At 57.6% G+C, this 25,322-nt stretch carries 25 protein-coding genes, 1 tRNA gene and 1 pseudogene; 19 read left to right on the top strand and 8 right to left on the bottom strand.

Features of this window, described 5'->3' with window-relative positions; all coding sequences use genetic code 11:
• Positions 1-7 precede the first annotated feature (7 nt).
• The 5 genes from HU742_RS25410 (at position 8) to HU742_RS25390 (ending at position 5,089) form a co-directional block, all read left to right on the top strand.
• Positions 8-409: a hypothetical protein gene (locus HU742_RS25410; protein ID WP_186638856.1), complete on the top strand. Its 402-nt coding sequence runs from the start codon at positions 8-10 to the stop codon at positions 407-409.
• A 204-nt stretch (positions 410-613) separates the two neighbouring features.
• Positions 614-1,711 carry a PDDEXK nuclease domain-containing protein gene (locus HU742_RS25405; RefSeq protein ID WP_186644549.1) on the top strand — a complete coding sequence of 366 codons (1,098 nt, stop codon included), beginning with the start codon at positions 614-616 and terminating at the stop codon, positions 1,709-1,711.
• 51 nt (positions 1,712-1,762) lie between these two features.
• Entirely contained in the window at positions 1,763-2,371 is a 609-nt protein-coding gene (locus HU742_RS25400) for a biliverdin-producing heme oxygenase (RefSeq protein WP_186644506.1), read from the top strand.
• Complete coding sequence (locus HU742_RS25395) at positions 2,368-4,602, top strand: ATP-binding protein (protein ID WP_186644505.1); 2,235 nt, start codon at positions 2,368-2,370, stop codon at positions 4,600-4,602. The genes HU742_RS25400 and HU742_RS25395 overlap by 4 nt, the downstream gene beginning before the upstream one ends.
• Positions 4,603-4,642: 40 nt before the next feature.
• Complete coding sequence (locus HU742_RS25390) at positions 4,643-5,089, top strand: hypothetical protein (RefSeq protein ID WP_186638862.1); 447 nt, start codon at positions 4,643-4,645, stop codon at positions 5,087-5,089.
• 9 nt (positions 5,090-5,098) lie between these two features.
• Here the strand turns inward: HU742_RS25390 and HU742_RS25385 are convergent, their stop codons facing one another.
• On the bottom strand, positions 5,099-5,536 hold the full coding sequence (locus HU742_RS25385; RefSeq protein ID WP_186638864.1) for a carboxypeptidase regulatory-like domain-containing protein: 438 nt from the start codon (positions 5,534-5,536) through the stop codon (positions 5,099-5,101).
• 371 nt (positions 5,537-5,907) lie between these two features.
• On the opposite strand from HU742_RS25385, the gene HU742_RS25380 reads away from it, so the two are divergent.
• The 6 genes from HU742_RS25380 to HU742_RS25355 all read left to right on the top strand — a co-directional run bounded on the left by HU742_RS25380 (position 5,908) and on the right by HU742_RS25355 (position 10,601).
• On the top strand, positions 5,908-6,681 hold the full coding sequence (locus HU742_RS25380) for an ABC transporter ATP-binding protein (RefSeq protein ID WP_186644498.1): 774 nt from the start codon (positions 5,908-5,910) through the stop codon (positions 6,679-6,681).
• Positions 6,682-6,694: 13 nt separating this feature from the next.
• A complete protein-coding gene (locus HU742_RS25375) occupies positions 6,695-7,447 on the top strand; it encodes an ABC transporter substrate-binding protein (protein WP_186638868.1) in 753 nt (250 codons plus the stop codon).
• Positions 7,448-7,525: 78 nt separating this feature from the next.
• Positions 7,526-8,221 (top strand): ABC transporter permease, encoded by a 696-nt coding sequence (locus tag HU742_RS25370; protein ID WP_186644496.1) that lies wholly within the window; start codon positions 7,526-7,528, stop codon positions 8,219-8,221.
• The gene (locus HU742_RS25365) at positions 8,218-8,907 is read left to right on the top strand and encodes an ABC transporter permease (protein ID WP_186644494.1); all 690 of its coding nucleotides are present in this window, start codon (positions 8,218-8,220) and stop codon (positions 8,905-8,907) included. The genes HU742_RS25370 and HU742_RS25365 overlap by 4 nt, the downstream gene beginning before the upstream one ends.
• A complete protein-coding gene (locus tag HU742_RS25360; protein ID WP_186644492.1) occupies positions 8,888-10,141 on the top strand; it encodes a methyltransferase in 1,254 nt (417 codons plus the stop codon). Before HU742_RS25365 ends, HU742_RS25360 begins: the two co-directional genes overlap by 20 nt.
• A 384-nt stretch (positions 10,142-10,525) precedes the next feature.
• Positions 10,526-10,601, top strand: a tRNA-Thr gene (locus tag HU742_RS25355).
• A 172-nt stretch (positions 10,602-10,773) separates the two neighbouring features.
• Here HU742_RS25355 and HU742_RS25350 read toward each other — a convergent pair.
• Complete coding sequence (locus HU742_RS25350) at positions 10,774-11,415, bottom strand: BRCT domain-containing protein (protein ID WP_186644490.1); 642 nt, start codon at positions 11,413-11,415, stop codon at positions 10,774-10,776.
• Positions 11,416-11,867: 452 nt separating this feature from the next.
• Between HU742_RS25350 and HU742_RS25345 the strand changes: the two genes are divergently transcribed.
• The 5 genes and pseudogenes from HU742_RS25345 to HU742_RS25325 all read left to right on the top strand — a co-directional run bounded on the left by HU742_RS25345 (position 11,868) and on the right by HU742_RS25325 (position 16,915).
• On the top strand, positions 11,868-12,650 hold the full coding sequence (locus tag HU742_RS25345; RefSeq protein ID WP_186638878.1) for a hypothetical protein: 783 nt from the start codon (positions 11,868-11,870) through the stop codon (positions 12,648-12,650).
• 235 nt (positions 12,651-12,885) lie between these two features.
• Entirely contained in the window at positions 12,886-13,032 is a 147-nt protein-coding gene (locus tag HU742_RS25340) for a hypothetical protein (protein WP_186638880.1), read from the top strand.
• Positions 13,033-13,443: 411 nt separating this feature from the next.
• A pseudogene (locus HU742_RS25335) lies at positions 13,444-13,723 on the top strand (DUF3077 domain-containing protein).
• A 255-nt stretch (positions 13,724-13,978) separates the two neighbouring features.
• The gene (locus tag HU742_RS25330) at positions 13,979-15,586 is read left to right on the top strand and encodes a methyl-accepting chemotaxis protein (RefSeq protein WP_186638884.1); all 1,608 of its coding nucleotides are present in this window, start codon (positions 13,979-13,981) and stop codon (positions 15,584-15,586) included.
• Between the two features lie 171 nt (positions 15,587-15,757).
• The gene (locus HU742_RS25325; protein WP_186644488.1) at positions 15,758-16,915 is read left to right on the top strand and encodes an AAA family ATPase; all 1,158 of its coding nucleotides are present in this window, start codon (positions 15,758-15,760) and stop codon (positions 16,913-16,915) included.
• 39 nt (positions 16,916-16,954) lie between these two features.
• Here HU742_RS25325 and HU742_RS25320 read toward each other — a convergent pair whose 3' ends face one another.
• Together HU742_RS25320 and HU742_RS25315 are read right to left on the bottom strand one after the other, a co-directional pair.
• Positions 16,955-17,632 (bottom strand): RES family NAD+ phosphorylase, encoded by a 678-nt coding sequence (locus HU742_RS25320; RefSeq protein WP_186638888.1) that lies wholly within the window; start codon positions 17,630-17,632, stop codon positions 16,955-16,957.
• A complete protein-coding gene (locus tag HU742_RS25315; RefSeq protein WP_186613172.1) occupies positions 17,632-18,042 on the bottom strand; it encodes an MbcA/ParS/Xre antitoxin family protein in 411 nt (136 codons plus the stop codon). Before HU742_RS25315 ends, HU742_RS25320 begins: the two co-directional genes overlap by 1 nt.
• A gap of 339 nt (positions 18,043-18,381) precedes the next feature.
• On the opposite strand from HU742_RS25315, the gene HU742_RS25310 reads away from it, so the two are divergent.
• A complete protein-coding gene (locus HU742_RS25310) occupies positions 18,382-19,305 on the top strand; it encodes a LysR family transcriptional regulator (protein WP_186638890.1) in 924 nt (307 codons plus the stop codon).
• Here the strand turns inward: HU742_RS25310 and HU742_RS25305 are convergent.
• The 4 genes from HU742_RS25305 to HU742_RS25290 are packed head-to-tail and all read right to left on the bottom strand — an operon-like array spanning position 19,222 to position 21,425.
• Positions 19,222-19,539 carry an AzlD domain-containing protein gene (locus HU742_RS25305; RefSeq protein ID WP_186613168.1) on the bottom strand — a complete coding sequence of 106 codons (318 nt, stop codon included), beginning with the start codon at positions 19,537-19,539 and terminating at the stop codon, positions 19,222-19,224. The genes HU742_RS25310 and HU742_RS25305 overlap by 84 nt on opposite strands.
• Positions 19,518-20,231 carry an AzlC family ABC transporter permease gene (locus HU742_RS25300; RefSeq protein ID WP_186613166.1) on the bottom strand — a complete coding sequence of 238 codons (714 nt, stop codon included), beginning with the start codon at positions 20,229-20,231 and terminating at the stop codon, positions 19,518-19,520. The genes HU742_RS25305 and HU742_RS25300 overlap by 22 nt, the downstream gene beginning before the upstream one ends.
• Positions 20,228-20,665, bottom strand: coding sequence for a GNAT family N-acetyltransferase (locus HU742_RS25295; RefSeq protein WP_186644548.1), 438 nt, complete (start codon positions 20,663-20,665; stop codon positions 20,228-20,230). Before HU742_RS25295 ends, HU742_RS25300 begins: the two co-directional genes overlap by 4 nt.
• A gap of 13 nt (positions 20,666-20,678) precedes the next feature.
• Positions 20,679-21,425, bottom strand: a complete 747-nt coding sequence (locus HU742_RS25290) for a 2OG-Fe dioxygenase family protein (protein WP_186613164.1) — start codon at positions 21,423-21,425, stop codon at positions 20,679-20,681.
• Between the two features lie 399 nt (positions 21,426-21,824).
• Between HU742_RS25290 and HU742_RS25285 the strand changes: the two genes are divergently transcribed.
• Together HU742_RS25285 and HU742_RS25280 are read left to right on the top strand one after the other, a co-directional pair.
• Entirely contained in the window at positions 21,825-22,571 is a 747-nt protein-coding gene (locus HU742_RS25285; protein WP_186638894.1) for a DUF4123 domain-containing protein, read from the top strand.
• A partial coding sequence (locus HU742_RS25280; RefSeq protein WP_225923660.1) for a DUF6531 domain-containing protein occupies positions 22,571-25,322 on the top strand: 2,752 nt, incomplete at its 3' end. The genes HU742_RS25285 and HU742_RS25280, both read left to right, overlap by 1 nt.

Here is a 25,322-nt window from a genome sequence, read left to right as displayed (position 1 = left end):
CCGACCCATGGCATCGGTCAACAAACAACAGAAGCGAAACCAGCGTGCCAAGGCGAAAGCCAAGCAGAACAGGATTCAACGCGCCGCTACGCCTGAGCACTTCCTCGACCCGAACGATGACCGCATCGATCTGGAAACCGTGGATTTATCGGACCTGTTCCAACTCATGAGCGCTGCGGAAAAAATCAGCCAGCAGGCCATGTGCACGGCCTTCCTGGGGCATCCGCTGCTGGAGTTGGTGCTGGAACAGGAAGGCGAGGAAGCCGCCACTGACTTCATCATTACGGCCCTGATCGAGTATCGCCAGATGACCAAGGGTGTCGACGAGCAGACCGCACTGGACTGGGTCGAGAGCAAGCAGTTCCAGGCTGACTATGTGGCTGCATCCCAGGCGCTGGCGCAAGGATAAGCCTGACGTCACGTCGGGCTTGCGATGGCTGACAGCTTGGGGGGAGAGTTCCTACAAGCCAAGGTCAACCAACATGCAACGGCGTCATACCCATCCTGCATAAACCAGGTATTTTTCCCTCCAACCTATCAGCGCCGTCCGGCATCATCGAAACTTCCTTTGCAGCATGCTCTGGTCCGCTCCCTTCCACGACCGGACATTTCGATGACGCCAACGCTGCCCCAAGATGATCCACAGCTCGCCCCCTTGATCAATGACCTGGGCGAGTTGATCCGCCAGGCACGCCAGAAAGTTCTGCGTGCCGTTGATACGCTCCAGGTACAAACCTGTTGGCAGATCGGTCGACACATCGTCGAATTCGAGCAAGGCGGTGCCGAGCGGGCGGCTTACGGAGCACGGCTGCTACCGTCTTTGGCGAAGGTGCTGACGGCGCGGTTTGGGAAAGGCTTTGACGCTTCGAATTTGCGCTACATGCGTCTGTTTTATCAGGCATTTCCGATCTGTGACGCACTGCGTCACGAATTGAGCTGGACTCACTATCGAACGCTGCTTCGCGTCGAAAATGCGAATGCACGCCGCTGGTACATGAACGAAGCCGTCGCCCAAAACTGGTCGACCCGCGCCCTGGAACGCCAGATTGGCACCTTCTATTACGAACGCCTCCTGGCAAGCCGCGACCGGCCTGCCGTGGAGCAGGAGGCTTTTACCAATATTGAAAAACTTGATCTTGGTCCTAGAGACATAGTCAGGGACCCGGTGGTCCTTGAGTTTCTAGGGCTGCCAAACGCCGGCATATTGCAGGAAACCGACCTTGAACAAGCCCTGATCAATCAACTGCAGGGCTTCCTCCTTGAGTTGGGGAAAGGCTTCGCTTTCATAGCCCGCCAGCAGCGTATCAGCACCGAAAGCAAGGACTTCTACCTCGACCTGGTTTTCTATAACTATGTGCTCAAGTGCTTTGTCATTGTCGACCTAAAGCGCGGTGAGCTGAGTCACCAGGACATCGGCCAGATGGACATGTACGTGCGCCTCTACGATGACCTCAAGCGCGGCCCCGACGACAAACCCACCGTGGGCATCATTCTCTGCGCCCAGAAGGATGAGTCAGTGGTACGTTATTCGGTGTTGCAGGGCAATGAACAACTGTTCGCCAGCCAGTACAAACTAGTACTTCCCACCGAAGAAGAGCTGCGCAATGAGCTTGATCGCGAGCGCGCACGGCTTGAAGAGCGGCAACCAAGCCAGACAACTGACGCGACAAAGCCATCAATTGGCGACCGTCCGCCCAAGAAATCTGTGTAAGATTGATGCGCTTTTTTTCTGCAATGCTTCATTCGAAGAGCTCTATCCTGCATGTTTTCATCGGCCGCTCGCCCTTCCTCGCTTATCCAGGCCCTGCGGACCGAAACCGCGGAGCTGCACGTTGCCTTGGAGAAACGCCTGCCATTTTTTTCCGAGCGCCTGGATCTTGAGTGGTACCGACGGTTGATGGCGGCCTATCACGGCTTTTATAAGCCGTTGGAACAGCTGCTTCACGTTCTGGCGCACACGCCGACCGGGCTGGATCAATCCCTACGCATCAAGCTGCCGGTGTTGCGGGCAGATCTCATGGCGTTAGGCCTGGACGAAGCGACGGTCGATACATTGCCCACCTGCGAACTCCTGCCGCAGATCAACTCACCGGCGGCGGCACTCGGCGTTTCCTACGTTCTGGAAGGCGCAACGCTGGGTGGGCAGATTCTGCGGCGCAGAGTGGCCGAGCAGCTTGACCTGGACGCATCCAGCGGCGCAGCGTTCCTAAACGTTTATGGCGACCTCACCGGCCGGCGTTGGAAAGATTTCCTTCAATACCTGGCCGACCGGAACCTCGGCGACAGCCAGATGCTCGAAGCCACACACGCCGCCAAGGCGACTTTTATCTGCTTTGAACGCTGGCTGGACAGTCAGGAGGTCCTGTTATGAACCCGGAAAACCAAGAAGCCTTCGAAGAGTTGCTGGCCAATTGTGCAGACGAGCCGATTCGCTTCCCCGGCGCCATTCAGCCTCATGGTGTGTTGCTGATGCTGTCCGAACCTGACTTCGTGATCCGACAGGTCAGTGCCAACGCAGAGCTATTGATGGGGCACGCGCCCCACGGGTTACTGGGACAGACATTGGACGCACTGTTTGGGCAAGAACAGGCTGCAATCCTTCTGGACGCTTGTCGCACCGACGCCGAAACGGACAATGTCCCCCTTGAAGTCGTCGTAAACCAGCAGCGCTTCGACGCGCTGATCCACCGTCATCAAGGCGCCTTGATCGTTGAATTGGAACAACACCTGAGCGATTACCGTCCCGAAGGCGTCAGCGGCGAGGCCAACCTGGGCCGTATGCTGCAGCGCCTGCAAAGCGCGGAGACACTTCAAGCCCTGTACGAAATCAGCGTGCGGGAAATCCAGGCCATGACCGGCTACGACCGTGTCCTGATCTATCGCTTCGAGGACGAAGGTCACGGGCAGGTCATTGCCGAGGCCAGCGCGCCATCGATGGAACTCTATAAGGGTCTGTTCTTTCCCGCGTCGGACATTCCCGAGCAGGCGCGTGAGCTCTATCGCACCAACTGGCTGCGCATCATTCCTAACGCCGACTATGCGCCGATACCGCTAGTGCCCGAGTTGCGCCCCGACACACAGGCGCCGCTGGACCTGAGTTTTTCCACGCTGCGCAGCGTCTCGCCGATCCATCGCCAATACATGAAGAACATGGGCGTATTGTCGTCCATGAGCATTTCGCTGATGGAAGGTGAACGACTGTGGGGGCTGATCAGTTGCGGCAATCGCCAGCCGCTGCATGTGCCGCACGAAATGCGCATGGCCTGCCAGAACATCGGCCAGATCTTGTCACTGCAGATCAGCGCGATGGAAGCCCTTGAGCTGTCCCGCCAACGGGACGCCAAGTTGGAAGATCTCCAGGCCCTTGCTGCTGTCATGGCCGAATCCAGCGACAACGTCTTCGACGGTTTGTCTCGCGAGCCGCAACGACTGATAGGTCTCACCGGCGCCCACGGCGTCGCGATCTTCGAAAACAATAAACTGCATCGCCACGGCCAATGCCCGGAACCTGAACAGATCCGTGAATTGCACAAGTGGATAATGGAGACAGGCCAACCGGTATTTTCTCACCACAACCTGGGCAACGTTTACGCCCCGGCCAAGGCTTATCAAGACGTCGCGAGCGGTGTGCTGGCGATCCACCTGCCCAAACCTGTGGACAACGGCGTGCTGTGGTTTCGTCCCGAAGTGAAGCAGACCATACATTGGAGCGGCGACCCACAAAAACCCCTCGACCTGGAAAACAGCGAGACCGGGCTACGCCTGCAACCACGCACATCGTTCGAAATCTGGAAAGTCGAGATGGCCGGCATCAGCGCCAAATGGAGCCATGGCGACCTGTTCGCCGCCAATGACCTGCGTCGCTCAGCCTTGGAAAATGATCTCGCCCGGCAAGTAAGCAAGGAACGCCAGGCGGTGCAGGCGCGCGATGAACTGGTGGCGGTCGTATCCCATGACTTGCGCAATCCGATGACGGTCATTTCCATGCTTTGCGGCATGATGCAAAAGGCCTTCAGCTCCGACGGCTCCCACAGTTCAAAGCGAATTGCCTCAGCCATCGACACCATGCAACAGGCCGCCAGCCGGATGAACGCGCTATTGGAAGACCTGCTGGATACTTCGCGCATCGACGCTGGGCGCTACACCATCCATCCCCAGCCGATGGACGTCAGCCAGATATTCGAGGACGCGTGCTCGCTGCTGACGCCGCTGGCCTCTGCCAAGACTATCGATATCTCTTTCCACGCCGAACCCAACCTGAGAATCAACGCCGATCCCGAGCGGATATTCCAGGTGCTGTCCAATTTGATCGGCAATGCCATCAAATTCACGCCGCATCAAGGGTTCGTGGGCATCAGCGCAATGTCCGTGGGCGATGAAATTGTATTTTGCGTCCGGGACACCGGCGAAGGTATCGCACCAGAGCAATTGCCCCATGTGTTCGATCGATACTGGACCAACAAGGAAGGCAACCCGAACGGTACCGGCCTTGGGTTGTACATTTCCAAGGGGATTGTGCAGGCCCATGGCGGTAAACTGCTCGCCGAAAGCCAACCAGGCAAGGGCAGCGAATTCCGCTTCACCGTGCCAAAAATCAATTGAGCCGGGCACCGTCCCCTAACGAACTGGAAACCGAAGCCCAATGGCCTCCCTGAACAAACAGCAAAAACGCGCCAAGCGCGCCAAAGACAAAGCCAAGCAGCTGCGCATGACCGGACGTAAATCCACCCCCATGTACGGCGATCCGGCGCATGCCACCGCCCAGCCGCCGGTCTACGTGCTGGAGCTGTTCGCCAAACTGCGCGAAGCCGAGGCCATAAGCCGCAGCGAGATGCTCGACACGCTGCTGGCGAACGTCAGCGAAATGATCATCGAGCGCCCGGGCCTGTTGGACCTGAAGAGCGCAGAAAACGAAAGCATGGCCGCCACCAACCTGGCGGCCGATATGCTGGTGGACTACCGCATGTGGGCCGACGACATGGACCGCGAGGCGGCGCAGCGCTGGCTCAGCACCCCGGAGTTCATCAAGGACTTCAGCGAAGCACTGGACCGTTACCGCCAATCGATGGAAGAAGCCGCGGGCGAGTGAGTCAACTCGCTACTCGCTATTGTTCCAGTGAAAAACCAGCTTGCGTGCGGCCCCGCTGCCTACCTCGGCGGTGTCGCGTCGCTCCTCGCCGTTGCGAATTGCCACCACTGTGTATTTGCCCGGTGGCAGTTGCACATAAACCAGCGGCCCGGCGTCACTGAGCGTCAGCAATGTCTGTCCTGAAGTCTTCTGAACGGTCACGTCTACATCCGGGACGTATTTGTTCTCCGGACCGATCGCGAAGGTCATATGCAGGTTGTAACCCTGAGCCTGACCGATGGCCCGGGCTTCGTCCTCGCCGATACCGCCGGACAGATAAGTGACGCCGTTCTGCTGCGTTGGCTGGACCTGGACGCCTGTATTGTCTATGGGCGCGAGGTTGGTGGCGTTGAGCATGGAGGGGATTAACAGCGCGCCTAAAACGATGAGGCGGTATAACGAGTTCATGGCAACCACTCCTAATTCCGGGATGCCCTCATTTGATGGGTCCACGGACGCGGGGTTTAGATCGATTGGAAGTTGAGTTGACTGCGGATCGGAATACGCTCATCCGATTAACCCTTCCAACCCCCGCCCAAAGCTGGCACCATCGCGCCTTTTTTTACGCGACCCCCCGGACTTTTCACCGGCAAACCAGGTTCAAACGGCCGTTAGGTTGTTGATGGCGCGACAGTCTGCTGCGCCGATGCGACAACCTGCCACACAACGCCGGCTTACCGTCTGAAGCGCTGTTGGCTGCCATTGGGGCGCATGCTAGCTTGGCCGCCTCGCCAGGAAGGCTGCCAACAGCAAGGGAGCACATATCATGAGGACCGCACATGGCCCAGGCCACGCCCGCGCTTGAAATCCGCAACTTGCACAAACGCTACGGACAGCTGGAGGTGCTCAAAGGCGTCTCGCTGACCGCTCGCGACGGCGACGTGATCTCGATCCTGGGCTCCTCCGGCTCCGGCAAGTCCACTTTCCTGCGCTGCATAAACCTGCTGGAAAACCCCAATCAGGGCCAGATCCTGGTGGCAGGTGAAGAGCTCAAACTCAAGGCCGCGAAAAATGGTGAGCTGATAGCCGCCGACGGCAAGCAGATCAACCGCATTCGCAGCGAGATTGGTTTTGTATTTCAAAACTTTAATCTTTGGCCGCACATGAGCGTGTTGGACAACATCATCGAAGCCCCGCGCCGGGTGCTCGGCCAGAGCAAGGCCGAAGCCATCGAAGTCGCCGAAGCCCTGCTGGCCAAGGTCGGTATCGCCGACAAGCGCCACGCCTACCCTGCCGAATTGTCCGGCGGCCAGCAGCAACGCGCTGCCATTGCCCGTACATTGGCGATGCAGCCCAAGGTGATTCTGTTTGACGAGCCCACTTCCGCCCTTGACCCGGAAATGGTCCAGGAAGTACTTAGTGTGATCCGCGCCCTGGCCGAAGAAGGCCGCACCATGCTGCTGGTCACCCACGAGATGGGTTTTGCTCGTCAGGTATCCAGCGAAGTCGTGTTTCTTCATCAGGGCTTGGTCGAGGAGCAAGGATCGCCACAGCAGGTCTTCGAAAACCCGCTTTCGGCGCGCTGCAAACAATTCATGTCCAGCAACCGCTAACGGAGCAGTACATATGCAGACATACAGGAAAGTTCTCTTGGCCGCTGCTGCCAGCCTGGTTTTCTCGGCCAGCGCCATGGCCGCCGACAAACTGAAAATGGGCATCGAAGCAGCCTACCCACCGTTCAACAACAAGGACGCCAGTGGCCAAGTCGTGGGTTTCGACAAAGACATCGGCGACGCCCTGTGCGCCAAGATGAAAGTCGAGTGCGAAGTGGTCACTTCCGACTGGGACGGCATCATTCCGGCCCTGATGGCCAAGAAGTTCGATTTCCTGATCTCTTCGTTGTCGATCAACGAAGAGCGCAAGCAAGCTGTGGACTTCACCGACCCGTACTACTCAAACAAACTGCAATTCATTGCGCCGAAAAACGTTGATTTCAAAGTCGATAAAGAGTCTCTCCAGGGTAAGGTCATCGGGGTACAGCGCTCCACGCTCGCCGGCACCTGGATGGAAGACAACATGGAGGGCGTCGAACTGAAACTCTACGACACCCAGGAAAACGCCTACCTGGACCTGACCTCCGGCCGTCTCGATGGGATCCTGGCAGACAAATACGCGAACTACGACTGGCTGAAAACCGAAGCTGGCCGTACTTACGAATTCAAGGGTGATCCGGTGGTTGAGGGCGACAAGATCGCCATCGCAGTGCACAAGGGTAACGATGAACTGCGCAACAAGCTGAACGCCGCGCTCAAGGAAATCATTGCCGACGGCACTTATAAAAAGATCAACGACAAGTACTTCCCGTTCAGCATCTATTGATCCTGACGTGCCTGGCCGGCGCAGCCATCTGGCAGCGCCGACCCTTAGCAAAGCCTGCCGCGATATGAATTCTTACCCATGATGATCGATCTCTACGGATTCGGCCCGGCGCTCGCCGCTGGCGCGCTGATGACCGTCAAACTGGCGCTCACGGCCCTCTGCCTGGGGCTGGTGCTCGGCCTGCTCGGCGCCTTGGCCAAGACCTCACCGTACAAGCCGCTGCAATGGCTGGGCGGCACTTATTCAACACTGGTTCGCGGCATCCCGGAATTGCTCTGGGTGCTGTTGATCTATTTCGGCACCGTCAACCTGATGCGTGCCTTGGGTGAGTACTTCGGCAATCCCGACCTTGCCCTCAACGCCTTCGCCGCTGGCGTCATTGCCCTGGGCCTATGCTTCGGCGCCTATGCCACGGAGGTGTTTCGTGGCGCGATCCTGGCGATTCCCAAGGGCCATCGCGAGGCCGGCGTCGCTTTGGGCCTGTCGAAATGGCGGATCTTCACCAAGCTGATCCTGCCGCAGATGTGGCGCATCGCCTTGCCCGGCCTGGGCAACCTGTTCATGATCCTGATGAAGGACACCGCGCTGGTCTCGGTGATCGGCCTGGAAGAAATCATGCGTCATGCGCAAATCGGCGTGACCATCTCCAAGCAGCCCTTCACCTTCTACATGGTCGCCGCGCTCATGTACCTGGGCCTGACCGTGCTCGCCATGATCGGCATGCACTTGCTGGAACGACGCGCCGCCCGTGGATTTACCAGGAGCGCCCAATGAACTGGGACGTCATCATCAAGTGGCTGCCGAAACTGGCCCAAGGCGCCACATTGACCCTTGAACTGGTAGCGATCGCCGTGATCGCCGGCCTGTTACTGGCGATTCCGCTGGGCATCGCCCGCTCATCGCGCTTGTGGTACGTGCGGGCATTGCCCTATGCCTACATCTTCTTTTTCCGCGGTACTCCGTTGCTGGTTCAGCTGTTCCTGGTCTACTACGGCCTGGCGCAGTTCGATGCCGTACGCAGCAGCGCGTTGTGGCCATACCTGCGGGACCCGTTCTGGTGCGCCACGGCCACCATGACCCTGCACACCGCCGCCTACATTGCCGAGATCCTGCGCGGCGCGATCCAGGCCATCCCCCGGGGCGAGATCGAAGCCGCGCGGGCCTTGGGCATGTCGCGTCCCAAGGCATTGCTCTACATCATCCTACCGCGCGCCGCGCGCATCGGCCTGCCGGCGTACAGCAACGAAGTGATCCTGATGCTCAAGGCCAGCGCCCTGGCCAGCACCGTGACCCTGCTGGAACTCACCGGCATGGCGCGCACCATCATTGCCCGGACCTACATGCCGATAGAGATTTTTTTCGCGGCCGGCATGTTCTATCTGCTAATGGCCTTCATCCTGGTGCAAGGCTTCAAGCAGTTGGAACGCTGGTTACGCGTCGATGCTTGCCAGGGACGCTGACGCGGGTGTGCTGACGGGCGAGGCGTTGCTCGCCCGTTTCATGGCCCTGGATGCTTTTCTTACCGCGCACCAAGCCCTTTGGAAACCGCGCCCATTCACCCATCTGCAATTGCCTTGGGAAACGTCTCACCCCGAATTGGCCCGATGGCTACGCCAGCGTTCGCTGGAGAATGCAGAAGCAGACCATCACCAACCTTGGCTGATCGAAGATGCACCAGCCCCCTTCCCTGAGCTGGCGGCCATTTCCTGCACCTTGAGCGCCGTTCCGGAGTTGCCGACCAAGAAGCTGCAAGCGTCAATCCACCGTCTCAACGTCGATGTACCTGGCCGCAAATGGCAACAGATTGAAGCCTTCGCCAGTCGCCTGCACTTCGCCGCGCAACCGACTCACTGGCTGGACTGGTGCGCCGGTAAAGGTCACCTGGGTCGACGCCTGCTGCAGGGCGACCAGCAACTGACCTGCCTGGAATACGATCCAGCCCTGGTCGCCAGCGGCCAGCAACTGAGCCAACGCCACCACTTGCCCGCCACGCATCGGCAGCAAGACGTGCTGGCGGCGGATGCAGCCCAAGCGATTCAGCCCGAATACACACCCGTAGCGCTGCACGCCTGCGGTGACTTGCACGTGCGACTCATGCAATTGGCGAGCACCAGCGGTTGCGTAAACATGGCGATCGCCCCGTGCTGCTACAACCGTATCAGCGCTTCGGAGTATCAGCCGCTGTCCGACGCAGCCAAAGGCTCTGCCCTACAACTATCGCTCGATGATCTCAGCCTGCCGCAGACCGAAACCGTCACCGCGGGCGAGCGCGTCCGACGTCAACGAGACACATCCATGGCCCGGCGCCTGGCTTTCGACCAGCTGCAACGGCAGATCACGGGGCGCGACGAGTACTTACCCACGCCCTCGCTCCCCAGCGCCTGGCTGGAAAAAACCTTCGCCCAATACTGCATCGATCTCGCGGCCCTCAAGCATTTATCCACAGCCGGCTCGCCTGATTGGCAAGCACTGGAGGCCGCGGGTTACCAGCGTTTGGCGCAGGTGCGCAACCTTGAACTGGTGCGAAGCCTTTTCCGACGGCCGCTGGAGCTTTGGCTGGCGCTGGATCGGGCGCTCTTCCTCGTGCAAAAGGGTTATGAAGTTCGCCTGGGCACCTTCTGCGACACACCCCTCACCCCGAGAAATATAATGCTGCTGGCGGAGCGGCACCCACACCAAACCGCCTGTGGATAACTCTGTTGATGAAATAGCCCTGGATCCAACGAAACCGTAATTTCCTGACCGTTTCCAAGCTGTTCATTTTTTGTTCACATGGATAAAAAACCATGAAAACAGGTATTTGCGGCTGGACGAGAAGGCTGTCACAAAATTGAAAATTGCGGCCGGCGGGGTTGTGTCGATTGTGCATAAGCGCCGGGACAAACCGATATAAAGGCGCGTTTTATTGGAACGGAACGTGAGTTTTCCGCTTTATCGCTAGCACCGAGCAGCCGTACTTTTCGCACCCCGCAAACACCGCCCATCCGCAATTGCATCCAGGATCAGCGGCTTACTTAAAAATAGTCAGAATTCAGGGGTTTACAGAAACCACCCAATCGCTATAATCGTCGCCCACACGCCGGTATAGCTCAGTTGGTAGAGCAACTGACTTGTAATCAGTAGGTCCCGGGTTCGACTCCTGGTGCCGGCACCATACAAAACAAAGCCCTCGCAGAGATGCGAGGGCTTTGTTGTTTCTGGACCGTCCACTTTTACCCCATGCTGAAACCTGCGGGAACAAGCTTGCTCGCGATGAGGCCGTCAACCCACCGAAAATCTTTCGGCCAAGATGGGCAATCTTTTAGAACACCACGACGGAAGCAATCTCAACCAAACAGCATCTTTTGCCAGTGGTCCTCACCCACAATCGCAATCGAAGCCCCCGCCTCCCGCAGCTCCACTGCCTTCATAATCTTCGTTCCGTAAGTACTGTGGCGCCACTGCTCATTACCAACGCTGCCGACCACCAGGTAATGCACCTTCTTGCTCACACCACCACCAATCAAACCGCCACGCTCCTCGACCAATGCCTGACAATCTTTGCGCGGGCCAAAAGCCATTACGCCTGTAAATACAAACAACCGGCCGTCCCACATCAAGCCAGGAGCCGGTGAATTGAATGGAAGGTCCGTAGGAGCAACAGCCATAGCTCCGCCGACCTGCGACTTCTCAATGCCTACTCCAGAAAAACTACGCAGGATGTTAAGCAGCTCAAGAGCTTCGTCAGGGTCCAGAGCATCGTCCTGAAGCATGGAGGCCAAACGCGAATAGAGCAGATTGATCACCGGGTCATTCAGATGTGCGAGATTGTTTTCCAACCATTGCTTTAGAAAAACCGCTTCGTTGACGTTCACGACACCGTCGGCCGTAATCCCAGCGGCCAGCCCGACCAAGGCATCGGCAGCACGTCGATCAATACGAGCGTTGTGAAAGAATTTGCTGTTTTCGAACTCGTTGTGTAGGTCCATTACGGGGCTCCTTCGGGTGTGTTGGCCCGGCATTGAAGCGGTGCTGCCTGAGGAATGGTGTGTTCAAACCTAGCATTCCTGCGCGCAGAACCCCGTTTTTTGATAAGAAAATAAATCCGTCCCCTTTTTTCGCTTTTTTCCGGTCCCCTTTTTTCCGCGCAGGTGCGGCAGTCGTTTAATGTGCGCTTAGCACATAGGCGGGCTCCGACATCGTCCATATTGGGGCTCTTAAGGTTCCTTCGCCTTGCGCCTACGGGCCTTTAGTTTGCCGGCGACGTCAACTACCAGCCCCTCAAAAATCCGCAGACTCCCCTCGCGATCAGGACCCGCAAGCAGCGAAAGGTCAAAAGCCACGCCGATAGAAATAAGAGCACAAAATCTAGCACTCCTAGTTCTTGCGCAACCAAGGCCGCTCAATTACCATCCAGCCATCACTAGAGGAGGCTCAGGTCATGCCTAAGCAAATTGATTACCCTAGGGCGTCTCTGAAAAGCTGTTTGGCAGTCGCCCAAGCCGTAAACGACCTTGGGGGCGAATGCAGTTCAGCTTTGGCGGGAGACAAGCTTAACAAGCAGCATACAAGTGGAGCGTTCAAAGGCTTAATTGGAGCCGCAGTTAAGTATTCACTGATTACCAACAAATTGGGGCAACTGAAGGTTACGCAACTTTTTCGTGATATAGCGCTTGCATATGACGAGGACGAGGGTAAGCAGGCCCGAATGAAGGCCTTTCTCTCGCCTCCACTCTTCAGAGCTATTCACGATCGATTCCAGAGCAAAACGCTCCCCGTGGCCCATTTCGAGAAGCTCTTGATCAGAGAGTTTGGGGTACCTGACCAGTTCGCCTCTCGAGTTGAAGGCTACTTTCTCGAAGGTGCGAAACAATGCGGCCTACTGGGAGAGGACAATGTCCTGTCCAGTTCCCATCCAAACGCAGCAAATGAAGTGATCGAAAATGGAAAAAATGGTGATGACAGCGAACAGTCAGCGCCCATCGAAAAAACAGTAGCGCTGCCAAGCGCCACATCGGCCACCCGCTCCGCTCCAGCAGTCAATAACCAGCCGATCCTCGAACATAATCGGCACAGTGAGCCGGAGCTCGAGGGGAAATTCACAGTACGGATAAAGGGTCCAGGGATGGACTCGCTCATCGTCATCAACGAAGAGGAAGACCTTCTCATCGTGAAAGCGATGCTCAGAAAAGTCGAAAAGCGGCTTGCAGTTGAAGATGAATAGAGGGGATGACTAAGCCCGAGGGGTAACCCCGAATGAAAAAGGCCACTGAAGTTGGCGCTTCAGTGGCCTTACACAAAAACAAAAGCGATGGTTGGCGCCATTGCTCTGCTCTGCAGATTTCAGGTTAGCGCTCGAAATCTATCAGCTGTGTCAGCCTGTGGCAAGGAAGCTTGTCGTAGCCGGCCAGCCAAGAGCAGTTCTCCAGCCACCACACAGCTACAGGAGATCTGCCACTATGGCATCCAGACAATACCGCCGTTCGCCGGCAAATCGCGTCAAATCGGTCTACGTCCGTCGCTATCCGCGCTTCCGCTTCGGCCGCTGGGAAGACGTTACCGATCACTTCCGTAGCCCGCCGGGACAGTTGTCCTTTGACTTCTGAGAGGTAGAGGGAAAAGGGGGGAGGCCGCTTCGGCCTCCTTCTCGATTTTTGGTGCGCTATAAGGCCACCCGGTTTAGATACTTCCCGATTCGATTCCACCAAACGCCATAACTAGCTGATTTATTTATGCGACCCTTTGAGGTACGCCCGAAAATCCATCAAATTCCAGCCCCGCGAATCCCATACCCTTGCAGCAAGAAACCGTCTGTCTGGTGCCGGCACCATACAAAACAAAGCCCTCGCAGAAATGCGAGGGCTTTGTTGTTTCTGGGGCAATGGGACTCCCAATGCCTAGATGCCTGGCTTTGATTTTCCGGGATCTGAAAGGACGCTGCCAGCATCGCGCCACGATTGCTGACCCAATCCCGTAGGAAAGGACGGTTGCGGCTCTTACAGTCAAGGAGCCAGACAATGCCAAATCCGCAAGACCTAAAAACCCCAGGCCTAACCCCCTTCTCCTACCATTCCGACCGCCCGCTATTCCGCGTCAACAGCGGCATCCCCCCTTGGCGAAGCCCTATCCCACGCTTCCGACCTGCTCCACATTGCCAAGCTGTTAGCCGAGGACGCGGCGATGATTCGCGGTGCGGATCGGTATGCCTGGGCGTCGTGTTATTTGCAGGATATGAGCAAGGCCGTCATTGATGACGTGGTTAAGGTGCTGGAAGCTCCGGGGAATAATCCGGCTTAAGCGGCTGGCGCAATGCTGCCTTGCTGAGCGCGGCAGCATTGAGTTTCGTCTGCAGGGACGGAAGGACACCCCGTGGCGACGTTTCGCTAAGCCCCTCGCCACGGGCTGACCATGTTTCATGGTCCACCGAGCTTGTGGATATTCATCTAATTTTTTCCCCCGCCGATACCCTCAAATAAGAGCATGGCCTGTCCAAAGGCTCCGCTGGCGCTCAACTACACTTGCCCAGAATCCCCGCTCCAGGAGCAGCAAACGATGAAAATCCGCACCAAGATTGTAGGTTCGGGGTTGGTCAGTCTGTTTTTTGCCCTGTTGCTGGGCGGTATCGGGCTGTGGGGTTATAACGCCATGATCGACGCCTTGGCACAGAACGAGACCAGTATCTCAGCCATGCGCAAGCACATGGAGGCGGACATGATGCATGACGCCATTCGTGGCGATGTGTTGGCTGCTTTGCTGGTTGCGCCAGGCGATGCCGCCGGCGCGAAGGAAGTGACCGAGGCATTCGATGAGCATTCGGAGCGGATGCGCAAGGTGATCGCCGAGAACGCCGAGGCTCGTTTGCCGGGGACGATTTCCCAGACGATTGCCGAGTTGAAGCCTCAGGCCGACGCTTATATCGCTTCAGCCAAGCAGGTGATTGGCAAGGCGCTGAGCGGCGCTCAGGATGGCCGGGCGTTGCGGGCCGAGTTCGACAAGGCCTTTGAGGCCCTGGAGGAGCGCAACGAGGCGGTCAGCGAGCTGATCGAAGACCAGGCGAAGTCGTCTCGCGAGCATCAGGACCACAGCATTCATACTTCTGAACGCTGGCTGATCGTCACGTTGCTGGCGACCTGCGTGGCGCTGGCGCTGTTGTCGTGGAGCCTGCTTAAAGCCGTGCTCACGCCGCTGAATAAAATCATCCTCAACACCCAGGCGATTTCCCAAGGCGATTTGCAGCATTCAATGGGCGCTCATGGCGATGATGAGCTGGGGCAACTGCAAAGTGTGATCGAGCAGATGCAATCCAACTTGCGGCAGATGATCGCGACGATCCGCAGTCAGAGCGATGGCTTGCATGGCACCTCTCGCACGTTGGGCGATACCGCGCGGCAAATTGTGTCCAGCGCCGACCAGCAAGCCCACAGCGCCACCAGCATGGCGGCGAGCATGGAGCAGATGATCGCCAACATCAGCCAGATCAATCAGCATGCCGACAGCGCCCGGACGATTTCGGCGCAGTCCGAGCAACTGGCGAGCAGCGGCGGCCAGGTGATTCTCGGCGTGGTGGAAGGCATGAACCGGATCGCTGAGGTGGTCAACCAGTCCTCCGGCAAAATCACCGCACTGGATGCGTCTTCCGAGGACATTCACTCGATCATCCAAGTGATCAAGAGCATCGCCGAGCAAACCAACCTGCTGGCGCTGAACGCCGCCATTGAAGCGGCCCGCGCCGGTGAGGCCGGGCGCGGCTTTGCGGTGGTGGCCGATGAAGTACGCAACCTGGCGGCCCGCACCACGCAATCCACCCAGGAAATCACTACGATGATCGGACGCATCCAGACCAGCGCCCGGGATGCAGTGGCGAACATGCAAGCATGCGTCAGCCGCGTGGACGAAGGCGTGAACCTGGCCCAGCAGGCCGGAGTGTCCATCAGCGAAATCCGTACCGGTGCGCGGCATGCTGCGGAAGTGGTCGAGGAAATTTCCCACACCATCGCCGAGCAATCCAAGGCCAGTGATGAAATGGCTCAGCGGGTGGAAGCGATTGCAGCGCAATCCAGGGACAACACTTTGTCCATTCACAACCTGCAACACACGGCAGACGAGTTGAATGACGCCGCGGGGTCAATGCAATCTTCGGTGCAGCAGTTCAAGATTTGATCAGTTGCGCCTGCGCCCATTGGTACGGGAGTTCGCCTCTGTCGGCTGCGTTGCAGCCCTTCCAATCGTCCTGGTCAACATGCAAACGTTTCGCCTCCTATCTGAGATGAACCTTATGCTAGATTATGGCTCAGCAATAATTATGGCTAATCCATAAAACAGGATAATTGCATGAGTAGCATTTTCCAGCGTCCGGAACTGGCTGAAAGCATGGCCAATCAGCTTCTCAATCCGGGGGTTCTTGACGAAGGCTTGCGTTCCGGGTTGTTTCTGTCCGGGTTGCGCAGAACCGGTAAAACCACGTTTTTGCGAAGTGACCTGATTCCGGCGCTGGAAAAGGAAGGTGCGCTCGTCATTTACGTCGACCTTTGGAGCGATACCCTCGCCAATCCGGCCACCTTACTGCACGACGCCGTTCGCAAGACATTAAAGGAATTACAAACGCCTACGTCTGGCCTGCTTAAAACATTCAAGCGGGTCGGCGGCGTCGACATCGGTGCGGCAGGGTTCAAGTTCGGGTTCAAACTTGAAGGAGTCGGTGACGTCGGGGGCACGACGCTTGCGCAAGCATTCACCGAAGTGGTTGATCAAACCAAGACTGATTTGGTGCTTATCGTCGATGAGGTTCAACACGCGATCGCCTCTGAAGACGGCAATCAAATGTTGCTCGCGCTGAAAGCCGCTCGTGACGCCATCAATCCCCGCCCCGATACCCCGGGCTACTTTCTGTTCATCGGCACCGGCTCTCACCGAGCGCAGGTCAGCGAACTCACAGCGAAACGTAACCAGGCTTTCTCCGGAGCTACTTCTACGGCGTATCCAGTCTTGAAGGGCGATTATGTCGAGTACCTGCTAAACCGCCTGGCGATGACTGTCAGTCAGCAAAAATTGCCGTCCCTTGATATCGCTACCCAGGCATTCGCTACACTTGGCAACCGCCCGGAAGAGATGCTTAAAGCCCTTAGGCAGATATTGCAGCAAGAGGGCGATCCGGATTTGTTCTTGCCCGTCATCGCCAGTACCTTGCGTTCCGCCGCGGCAAATATTGAACTTGAGAAGGTAGAGCAACTGGGCAGTTTGGCTCAGGCTATCTTCAACAAAATTGCCTCGACGACAGGGGATGCACGCGGGATTTTTTCCGTTGACGCTGCAGCAGAATATTCTCAAGCCGTAGGTCGGGATGTGCGTATTGAAGAAATCCAACCCGTAGTGATTGCCTTGGTGGCCGAAAATATCATCATGCGTCGGGGGCATGGAATCTACGCGATTACTGATCCGTTCGTTCAGGAATTATGGCTGGAAGAACAAGCGCTGATCGCGGCAACTTGATTCATAAGCCGTGAACAACAAGACTTTCTGCGTTCAGCCTCACACTCGATTCACCTCGAACACAAACGAAATCTCCCGCTTCTGGGCACTCCAGACGTAGCGGATATGTTTGCCTTGCACCGGAATCGATACCGCTGGCGGTCGAAAAGCGGCGACGCACTCATGACCGGGCAACCGAACGCTGTTGTACAAAAGCCCCCACGACAATGTCGCGCGCAGTTCCCGGGCGAACACCTGGGACGGGCCGTAGGCCGTGGGGTCTGGATTGTGCAGGTGTGGATAATCGTGGCGGATGTCGTGCAAGGGTTTGACGACGCGGTTGACGTAGGTGCGCATGGTCAATTCCAGGTCAGGCTCGTTGGTCGCATTCAAGAACCGAGCCTGGTGGTAACACGTCTCGGCAATGGCCGCTTCCTGGCTGCTGGCGGCGTAATAGACACCGAACGTGCCATCGCTGAAGCGACTGCTTTTACCGATGTGGGTAAACGCCGCCATCACAGGCGAGGAACCTGGACCGGAGACCCGATCTTCAGAGCGTACCCGGGACAGCACGCCGGCTTCTTCCATGAGCCGGTCATTGGTCAGGGCTTCCAGGGCGTAGGCGGTGGCCAGGTCATCCGGGTCAAGCACATCTTCGAACAGCGTGATTGGCGGAAAGCTGCTGTTGACGATCCTATAGGCCCGCTTCCATTTCGGGTCCGCCAGCGGTGGCGTCATCAACCGCGCACTCCGTCGAGGTATCGCCGCACATCGGCAATGTCTACCACCCGCCCCACCAGCATGTACGACAGCGCCGACTGGCCGTTGAAAGGTGCCGCCGTGTTCGGGCTGCTGACCCATTGATATACGCGGTCTCGGCTGTTACTGAAGATGATGCTCAGCGCCTTGTGAATACCCATGAGGTAGGAAATACGCTCGAGGGTGTCCCGCGGCAGCCTGACGTTTTCAGGCAATTGTTTGTATTTGTAGAAGGTCGTATTTCCGACTTTGCCCAACAACGTGCGCTGCTGCTCGACACTGCAGCCCCACAGCTCCATGAGATTGAAGAAAAACTTCAACGCGACTCGACCCGCATCCGGGGAATCCAGTTGTTGCTGGGCGCTGAGGTTGATGGAGGAAGTCGCCATGAGCTTTGGGCTCCTTTGTTACTGGGTGATGCGTAGAGAGTAGTACATATATGTATAAAATTTAAGTTTTAATTCGCAAGCGAACAGCTGCAACCATAATTTTCCGACCGGTTCGCTGCAACGGAACATCTTGTCGTTGTATTAACGGTATCAACAGACAAGCCGAACCAGCAGAAACCGAAAATCCCACTTAAGCTCCAATCATCGCCTGCCGGCGCTTTTCGCTACAAAACCGCGACAACCGTGGCAAGGTGCTTGATGATAGCGACCATCGCCCCGCCAGGCCGGGGCCGGGTGCATAAATAACAGCGAGCCCACTTAAGCAGAGGGCATTACCTCATGGATAGCAGAACCTTACGCAACCTCATGCGCATCATGCAGACCGGCTCGTTGTCGGCCGCAGCGGAACAGTCGTGCCTCACGGTGCAGGCACTGGCGGCGCAATTGAACAAGGTCGAGGAGCAGTTCGGGTTTCGGTTGTTCCGACGCTCGAACAAAGGCCTGACGTTGACGAGCCAAGGCTCTGAACTGACGCCGTTCATGGATCAGGTTCTGGCGGCCACGCGACAGCTGGAAGAAAAAGTCGCGGCGCTCAAGACGCCCAGGCAGCGCAGCCTGAAGGTGGCGCTCAATACCACGCTGACGGCGGATTTCAACCGGCGGATAATTGATCGCCTGATCGCGGTTTTTCCCCAGTACCAACTGGAGTTCAGTTACGCCGAGTCGATGGAGAACCTGAGCAAGCTCAAGAACGAGCATTTTGACCTGGCGATCCTGATCGGGCAGCAAAATGGCTTTACCAGCATCCCCATGCCGGGCGTGCAGGTGCAGGTCGTCGGCGCCCATTGTGGTGACAAGGACGATTCCCTTGGCCTGCTTGGCGACAAATTCCAGGTACGTCCGGCAGAAGAATGTCCGTATTCCCACAGTTTCCTGCGCTTCCTCGATGCGGGCCTCGGCGAGTACGGACCGAGCCAGCGAATGATCTACTCCTGCAGCGAAACGCTGACGTTGTCTTTGATCACTCAGCTCGACGGCTTGGGGCTTGTCTCCCGGGACGCGGCGATGCGCAACGGACTGGCGATATTCCCGGACTTCGAGGACTTCCTGGAAGTACGCCTGGCGGTGAACAATCCCGAGCTGTCCGACCAGGCGCTGCACGATGTCGTCGACCTGACCCTACAGGAACGAACCGAGCGCGATGTACGCCGCCGTGCCCACCGCCACACTGAGAAACAGGTTGCGGCTGAAATACGCACATAACAGCGTCGGAATCGCGGCATAGAACTCCGGACGGTCGAGCTGTATCTGCTGGTCCTTGATCAGTAGCGGAGTCAGGCTGATGGCGGCGACGATCGCCACCGGCAGGTATTCCAGCGCACGGGCGACAAACGGCGGCCAGTTGTCCGTATTGACCTGCAGCGGCAAGGCGCGGGGCAGGAAGGTCACGGCCATCATCAAGGCAACGACGAGGATCAGGAACGTTTGGTCAGGCATACGCCCACCCCGCAGCCAACGAACGTGGCGATGAATACGTTGAATGGCGAGCTGCCTATCAGGCTCAGCGCGCCCATGCAGATAACTGCCGCCAGCGCCGCGATAAGCTTGTTGCGTGTGTTGCACAACGAAACCAGCACGTAGAGCATCATGGCAGTCAAGGCGTAGTCGAGCTGATACTTGATCAGGTGTGCCGCGTATTGCGCACAAACGGCCCCCAACAAGCCGCCCAGCACCCAGGACGTGTGGCAAAAAAGGTTGAAACCGATCAGGTAGCGCACACTGACCGGTGCCCCGGTGCCCAGCTTGACGCTGTGGAAGGCGAACGACTCATCCGTGAGCCCCGCCGCGTAGCACCAGCGCTCGAAACGACTGAGTCCCAACGCCCGCAAGGCCTTGGCCATGTAGACCGACATGAGCATGTGGCGCGCATTGATCAGGAACGTGGTGAGCACAATAGTAGTCAACGACGCCCCGCTGGAGATCAATGCCAACGCCGCGAATTGTGAGGCGCCTGCATAAACGAACAGGCACATCGCCACCGGGAGCCACAATGGCAACCCGGCGTTGACCGCCATCAGACCGAACACAAACGAAACCGTGAAATAACCCGCTACTACCGGACTGGCTTCAGCAAAGGTTCGCGAGGCTTGTGGTTCGACCGCCAGCGGCTGGCTGGAAGTCTTGTTCATAGATCCCTCTCGAAAGTGATTTCGCCCCGAGGTTCACAGAACCCTTGGGCAGCCCAGAAGCGCTTGCCGGCCAGATTGGTATCGTCGACAAACAGGAACATGCGCAGCACGCCGACCCGTTTCATGTCAGCGGATGCCGCTTCCACCAGGCGCTGGCCCAGGCCTTGGGTGCGATGCCTCGAGCTGACTGCCAAGTGATTGATTGTCCCGCGAGTGCCCAGCATACCGCCGATGACCGCGCCTACGACGTCACCCGTCGCATCGAAAGCCATGTAGGCGGTGGTGGTTTCCTGCAACAGCACGCCACGCAAGAACCGCGCATCCTGCCATTCACAGAACGACACCTCGGCAAAACCGCGAAAAAATTGCTCCAATCGTTCGGCGTCCCTGACCATGGCTCGGCGCAACAGGATCTGCGGCACCGAGTCCTCCATGGGTTCGAGCTGTTCAGCGAACAATGTCAAAAGCGGTCCCGGGCCGCGAAAACGAAATCGCCAGGATTTGCCTGAACGCCATTTCATGGCTGTGGGTGTTGCGGGCGGGGGTCACATAGTGGCGCATGTCCCGATCAAGGAAAAAGGTCGTATCGAGGATGTCCTCGTAAGTGGTCGCCGCCAATTGTTCTTCCTGGGCGCTGTAGAGACGGCTTTCCGCGCCAGCGACGTTATTGCGACCCCAGAAATGCACACCACTGAAAGGGTACCCATCGCAATGGATGCCTTCGGGAGTGATCTCCAATTGCTTGCCCGGCTTGATCTCGATACGGATCTGATGGATCTGGCACTGCCAGATTTCATCATGCAGTTCCTGCGGCAGAACGTTTTTGTATACGTCGAAGTCCGTGTCGATCAGGCTGCGCATCACGGGCGAATTGATCACTTCGTTGGAGAAATCCTCGAAGTGTCGCTCCAGCCCGCCGACGTAGCTGTTATTGGCTTTGGACTGGACATAGGCGCGGTGTTCAAGCTGCTTGAGTTCGCGGGTCGTGGGGTTGTATTCGAAATCGCTGTAGCGGCGGAAACGCATGCCTGACTCGGCCTGGCCGTAATAGCTGTCGGGCTCCATGTTTTCCCAGCTTTTGGTCAGCCGGACAAAGTCGCCGAAATGACCGTAGAGGTTGAAGTCTCCACCGCGGACGTTGACGTATTTGTCACGCCTTAGCGCTTCGCCCACTTCCCTGTTCAGAACGATCATTTTTCATAGGTCTCCACTGCATTGAGCGGACTAATCTATTAGGTGCAGGATTTGCGTCCATGAAAAAGTATTTGAGGCATTTAAAGCCCAGATTGAAACGGGGCAAAAAGTTTCACTAGTACGACTTTTCGCCAGCAGAACAGTCTGTGCAACGCCGATATTCAAGGCAAACCGCCGCAAGAAACCTCCTCATACCAAGATGCGCAAGATCTGACGCAGTACTACGCAAGTTGTCAGGCAATTTTTTGCCCGAATCCCCTGCCGCCCCGCCTTCAACTGTCTGAAACCGCACGGAAACGCCGGTTCACGGGCCCTCGCAGAACCTGGCTTGATCCTTGATTGAGTGTCGTCTTCGCCGGGTGAAAGCCCGGACCTCCCCCCCTTCGAAGGAAAGCCTCAATGGCAACACAGGCATTCATGTCCCTCGATCCTGTGGCATGGCTGGCCCAACAGCCGCTGCAGGAAAACGAGCACCTTTATCTGGTGATCAGCGCGGCGAGCGAATCAGATGCGATGAAAGCCTTTCGCCTGTCCGGCCCCGCTCATCCATTGCTTCCCATCTGGGGCGACACACCTTATGCCACTTGGCAACCAGTGATGCCCTATGTCGCCCAGCTCGAACCCGACTCGGCGCTCTTGCCATGGATCGCACAAACCGAGGCCCTCGATTGGGGCTGGCTGGCGGTATCCCGCTGTGAGCCGGAAACGGTGCTGGCGCACCTGCGCAGCCTTACGCAAGTAAAGATGCCGGACGGCAATGAAGTGTTCTTCCGGTTTTGGGATGGGCGATACCTCCAGCAAATCCTTGAAGGCCTGGGCGCCGAAGCCGGAAACCTGCTGCCGGTCTTTGAGCGGTATCTGATCAATGGCAAACCCTTGGAGACATCGCCCAGGAAAGTGCCGGCGGCGAGGGATTGGCCATGGTGGGAGATGCCGAGGGACTTGTCTGACGCATTGGCGAAGCAGAACCCATCAGTGTCACTGGACGGCCTGATGCAGTGGCTGGAAGAGGAACACCTGTATCTGTTTACCGCTTGGCCCAAAAGCAATCTCCGACTGAAAGTCAGCCGCTACGTACGGCAAGCGGGTGCTCGGGACAATCTTCGGGAAGCGCTGCTGAATGATTTGATTCAGGAGCAAGGTTGATGTCAGCAAAGGCTCACATTGCTTTCGTCGACGAGGAACTGGCGACATTCAAGGACAGTTTGAAGCGTTATCAAGAGCAGACCCAAGCCTGGTATGCACAACGCGCCGATGACTTCAGCCGACTCAGGGACCTGCCTTCCCTCACGGGCATGGAGCGCGTCATCAAGATCGGTGACAGCCAGAAATCGGTGGGCATGACTGACGGCGATTTCAACTCGAACGTAGCGCGGTGCCCTATGAAAGGGCCCTTGTTGATCGAAAGCAAGTTCGAGTCGGTCTACGACATCCCGATTGGCGATATCGATGTAGATATCGTCGATGTCGACACTGGGGCAACCAGCACCGTCAAGCTGGACGCTCAAGGAAAGGCCCGCTGGGCTGACGGTGTTCCCGGCAAGTACTACCAGATACGCGTGCACAGCAAGGTCACCCCGGCTCAGATCGATGCGCTGTTCAGTAGTTATGACGGGCTGACAGGCGAGCTGGAAAAATTCCTGCGCAACAAATGGGAAGGCCCAGCGGGATACCGGCAGCAGTGGTCAAGCCTGTCTTTGTCCGGTACCGCCCTGGCGGTGGGCAGCGGCATTCTCGAGGGTGGCTGGGAAGCTATCAAAGGCGTGTGGGATGGCATCAGCCTGGTCTTTGAAATCCTGAATAACCCGGCGAAATTCGGAGATGAATTGGGCGAAGGGGCCCTTCGTCTCATCGAGGTGGCCAAACAAACACCCGAGGTCATGAAGAAGGCCATGCTGTTGGCCAGCGACGAGGCCGCGCTTTTCCTGATGATGCGCTGCGCGCTGATCTGGCTGGCGAGCCTGCCGCCGATGCAAACGGCCGAAGATTACGCAAGGATGACCACCGCCGCAGCCATGGGCGTCGTAATCGATATTGTGGTGGCGATTGTCCTGACACTGGTTGCCGAGGGATCCGGGGTCATCTATCTCGCGGCGCGAGTAAAGAAATACGGGGAAATCATCTTCAAGGCGGTAATAGGCTTCGTAGAGTCCGTATTCGCCATCATCAATGGCTTCATGGGCTATGTCGCCAAGTACATTCCGGTGGCGGTGCGGGGCATGGCCGCGCCGATGAAAAAAGGCGCGGTCGAGCTACGCATCGATGCCAAGAAAAACGCCAGGTTAGTCGCTGGCAAAACGGGCGACGATGCCTCCAAGCAGGCAACGACACCGACCGGCAACAGCGCCGAGCCCGCCGCCCGTACCTGCACCGACAAATGCCCGGTCTCGATGGTGACCGGCGAAGAGTTATTGACGCTCAACGATGGCCAACTCGACGGTCTGCTGCCTTTCGAGTGGACACGCCTGTACCGAACCAGCGCGGTGGAAGTCGACTGCGGCCTAGGCTACGGCTGGAGCCATGCGCTGGCCCATCGGCTCGAAATCAAGGGTAACGAGGTCATCTGGACCGATCACGAAAATCGGTCGACGCCCTTCCCCCGTCCTAGCAAGCAGCGTCCTACGATTACCAACAGCCTCTCCCGTGCAGCTATTTACCTCGGTAGCGATCCCAACGAACTGATCGTTGCTCAAGCAGGTCAGCGCCCCTCCTTTTACCATTTCCAGCTTCGCAACGATGGAGCGCCCCTGGTTGCCATCAGCGACAGCTACGGCAATCGGTTGCACATTACCCGCGATGGTCGCGGGCAGATCAGACGCCTGGAAAACGGCGCAAGCCGCTGCCTGCTCTTGCGTTACGACGACCGTCGCATCATCGCGCTCGACTACCAACGGTTCCAGCCGGCGGACACCCTGGAACAGTGCTGGACGACTGTCCAGACGTTGGTTTCATACAAGTATGACGCCCAGCACCGTCTGGTCGAGGCGACCAATGCCGCTGGGGAAACCGAGCGTTACCGCTACAACGAGCAACACGTCATCGTTGAGCGACAACTGGCCGGCGGTGCGAGTTTTTTCTGGGACTGGGAGAACGAAGGCAAGCTGGCCCGCTGCACTCGTCACTGGGCCAGTTTTTCCCAGATGCAAGCGCGTTATGCCTGGGACGATAAAGGTAGCGTCACCGTAACCAATGCGGACGGCAGCAAGGAGACCTATACACACGACGACAAGGCGCGGCTGACCAGCAAGACCGATCCGGACGGTGCGCAGCATCGCAAGGCCTATAACGAAAAGGGTCAGTTGATCGCGGAGCAAGACCCGCTGGGCGCCGTGACCGAATATCGCTACGACGAAGACGGCTTGCTGATAGCGGTCATTCCGCCAGAAGAAGAGGCGGTGATTTACGAGCACATCAATGGATTCGTAAGTGACGTCCACCGTGGCGAAGCCAGCTGGAAATATCGCCGCAATCAACAAGGTGACATCACCCAGCAGACCGATCCAGATGGAAACATCACTGACTACCATTACAGCGACCAAGGTCGCCTGATCCACATTGCCCACCCCGACGGTAGCCTCCATTCATTGGCCTGGAACAAGCTCGGCCAATTGGTTGAGGAATGCCTGCCCGACGACAGCCTGCTTCAATACACCTACGATGAGCTCGGCCGACAGGTCAGTCGTCAAGACGAACACGGCGCCATCACCCATTACCAATGGGACGCCGTCGGCCGCTTGCTGCAAACCACCTTGCCCACCGGCGCGACCCGCGCCTGGAGCTACAACGCCTACGGCAAGGTCACCGCTGAACGCGACGAACTGGGGCGCATCACCCGCTACGAATACGCCGACGACCTGCACCTGATCAGCCGCCGCCTCAACCCCGACGGCAGCGAAC

The sequence above is a fragment of the Pseudomonas marvdashtae genome (assembly GCF_014268655.2).
Lineage (GTDB): Bacteria > Pseudomonadota > Gammaproteobacteria > Pseudomonadales > Pseudomonadaceae > Aquipseudomonas > Aquipseudomonas marvdashtae.
Note: the sequence above shows the minus strand (reverse complement) of the source record. Positions and strands in the feature narration are given on the sequence as shown.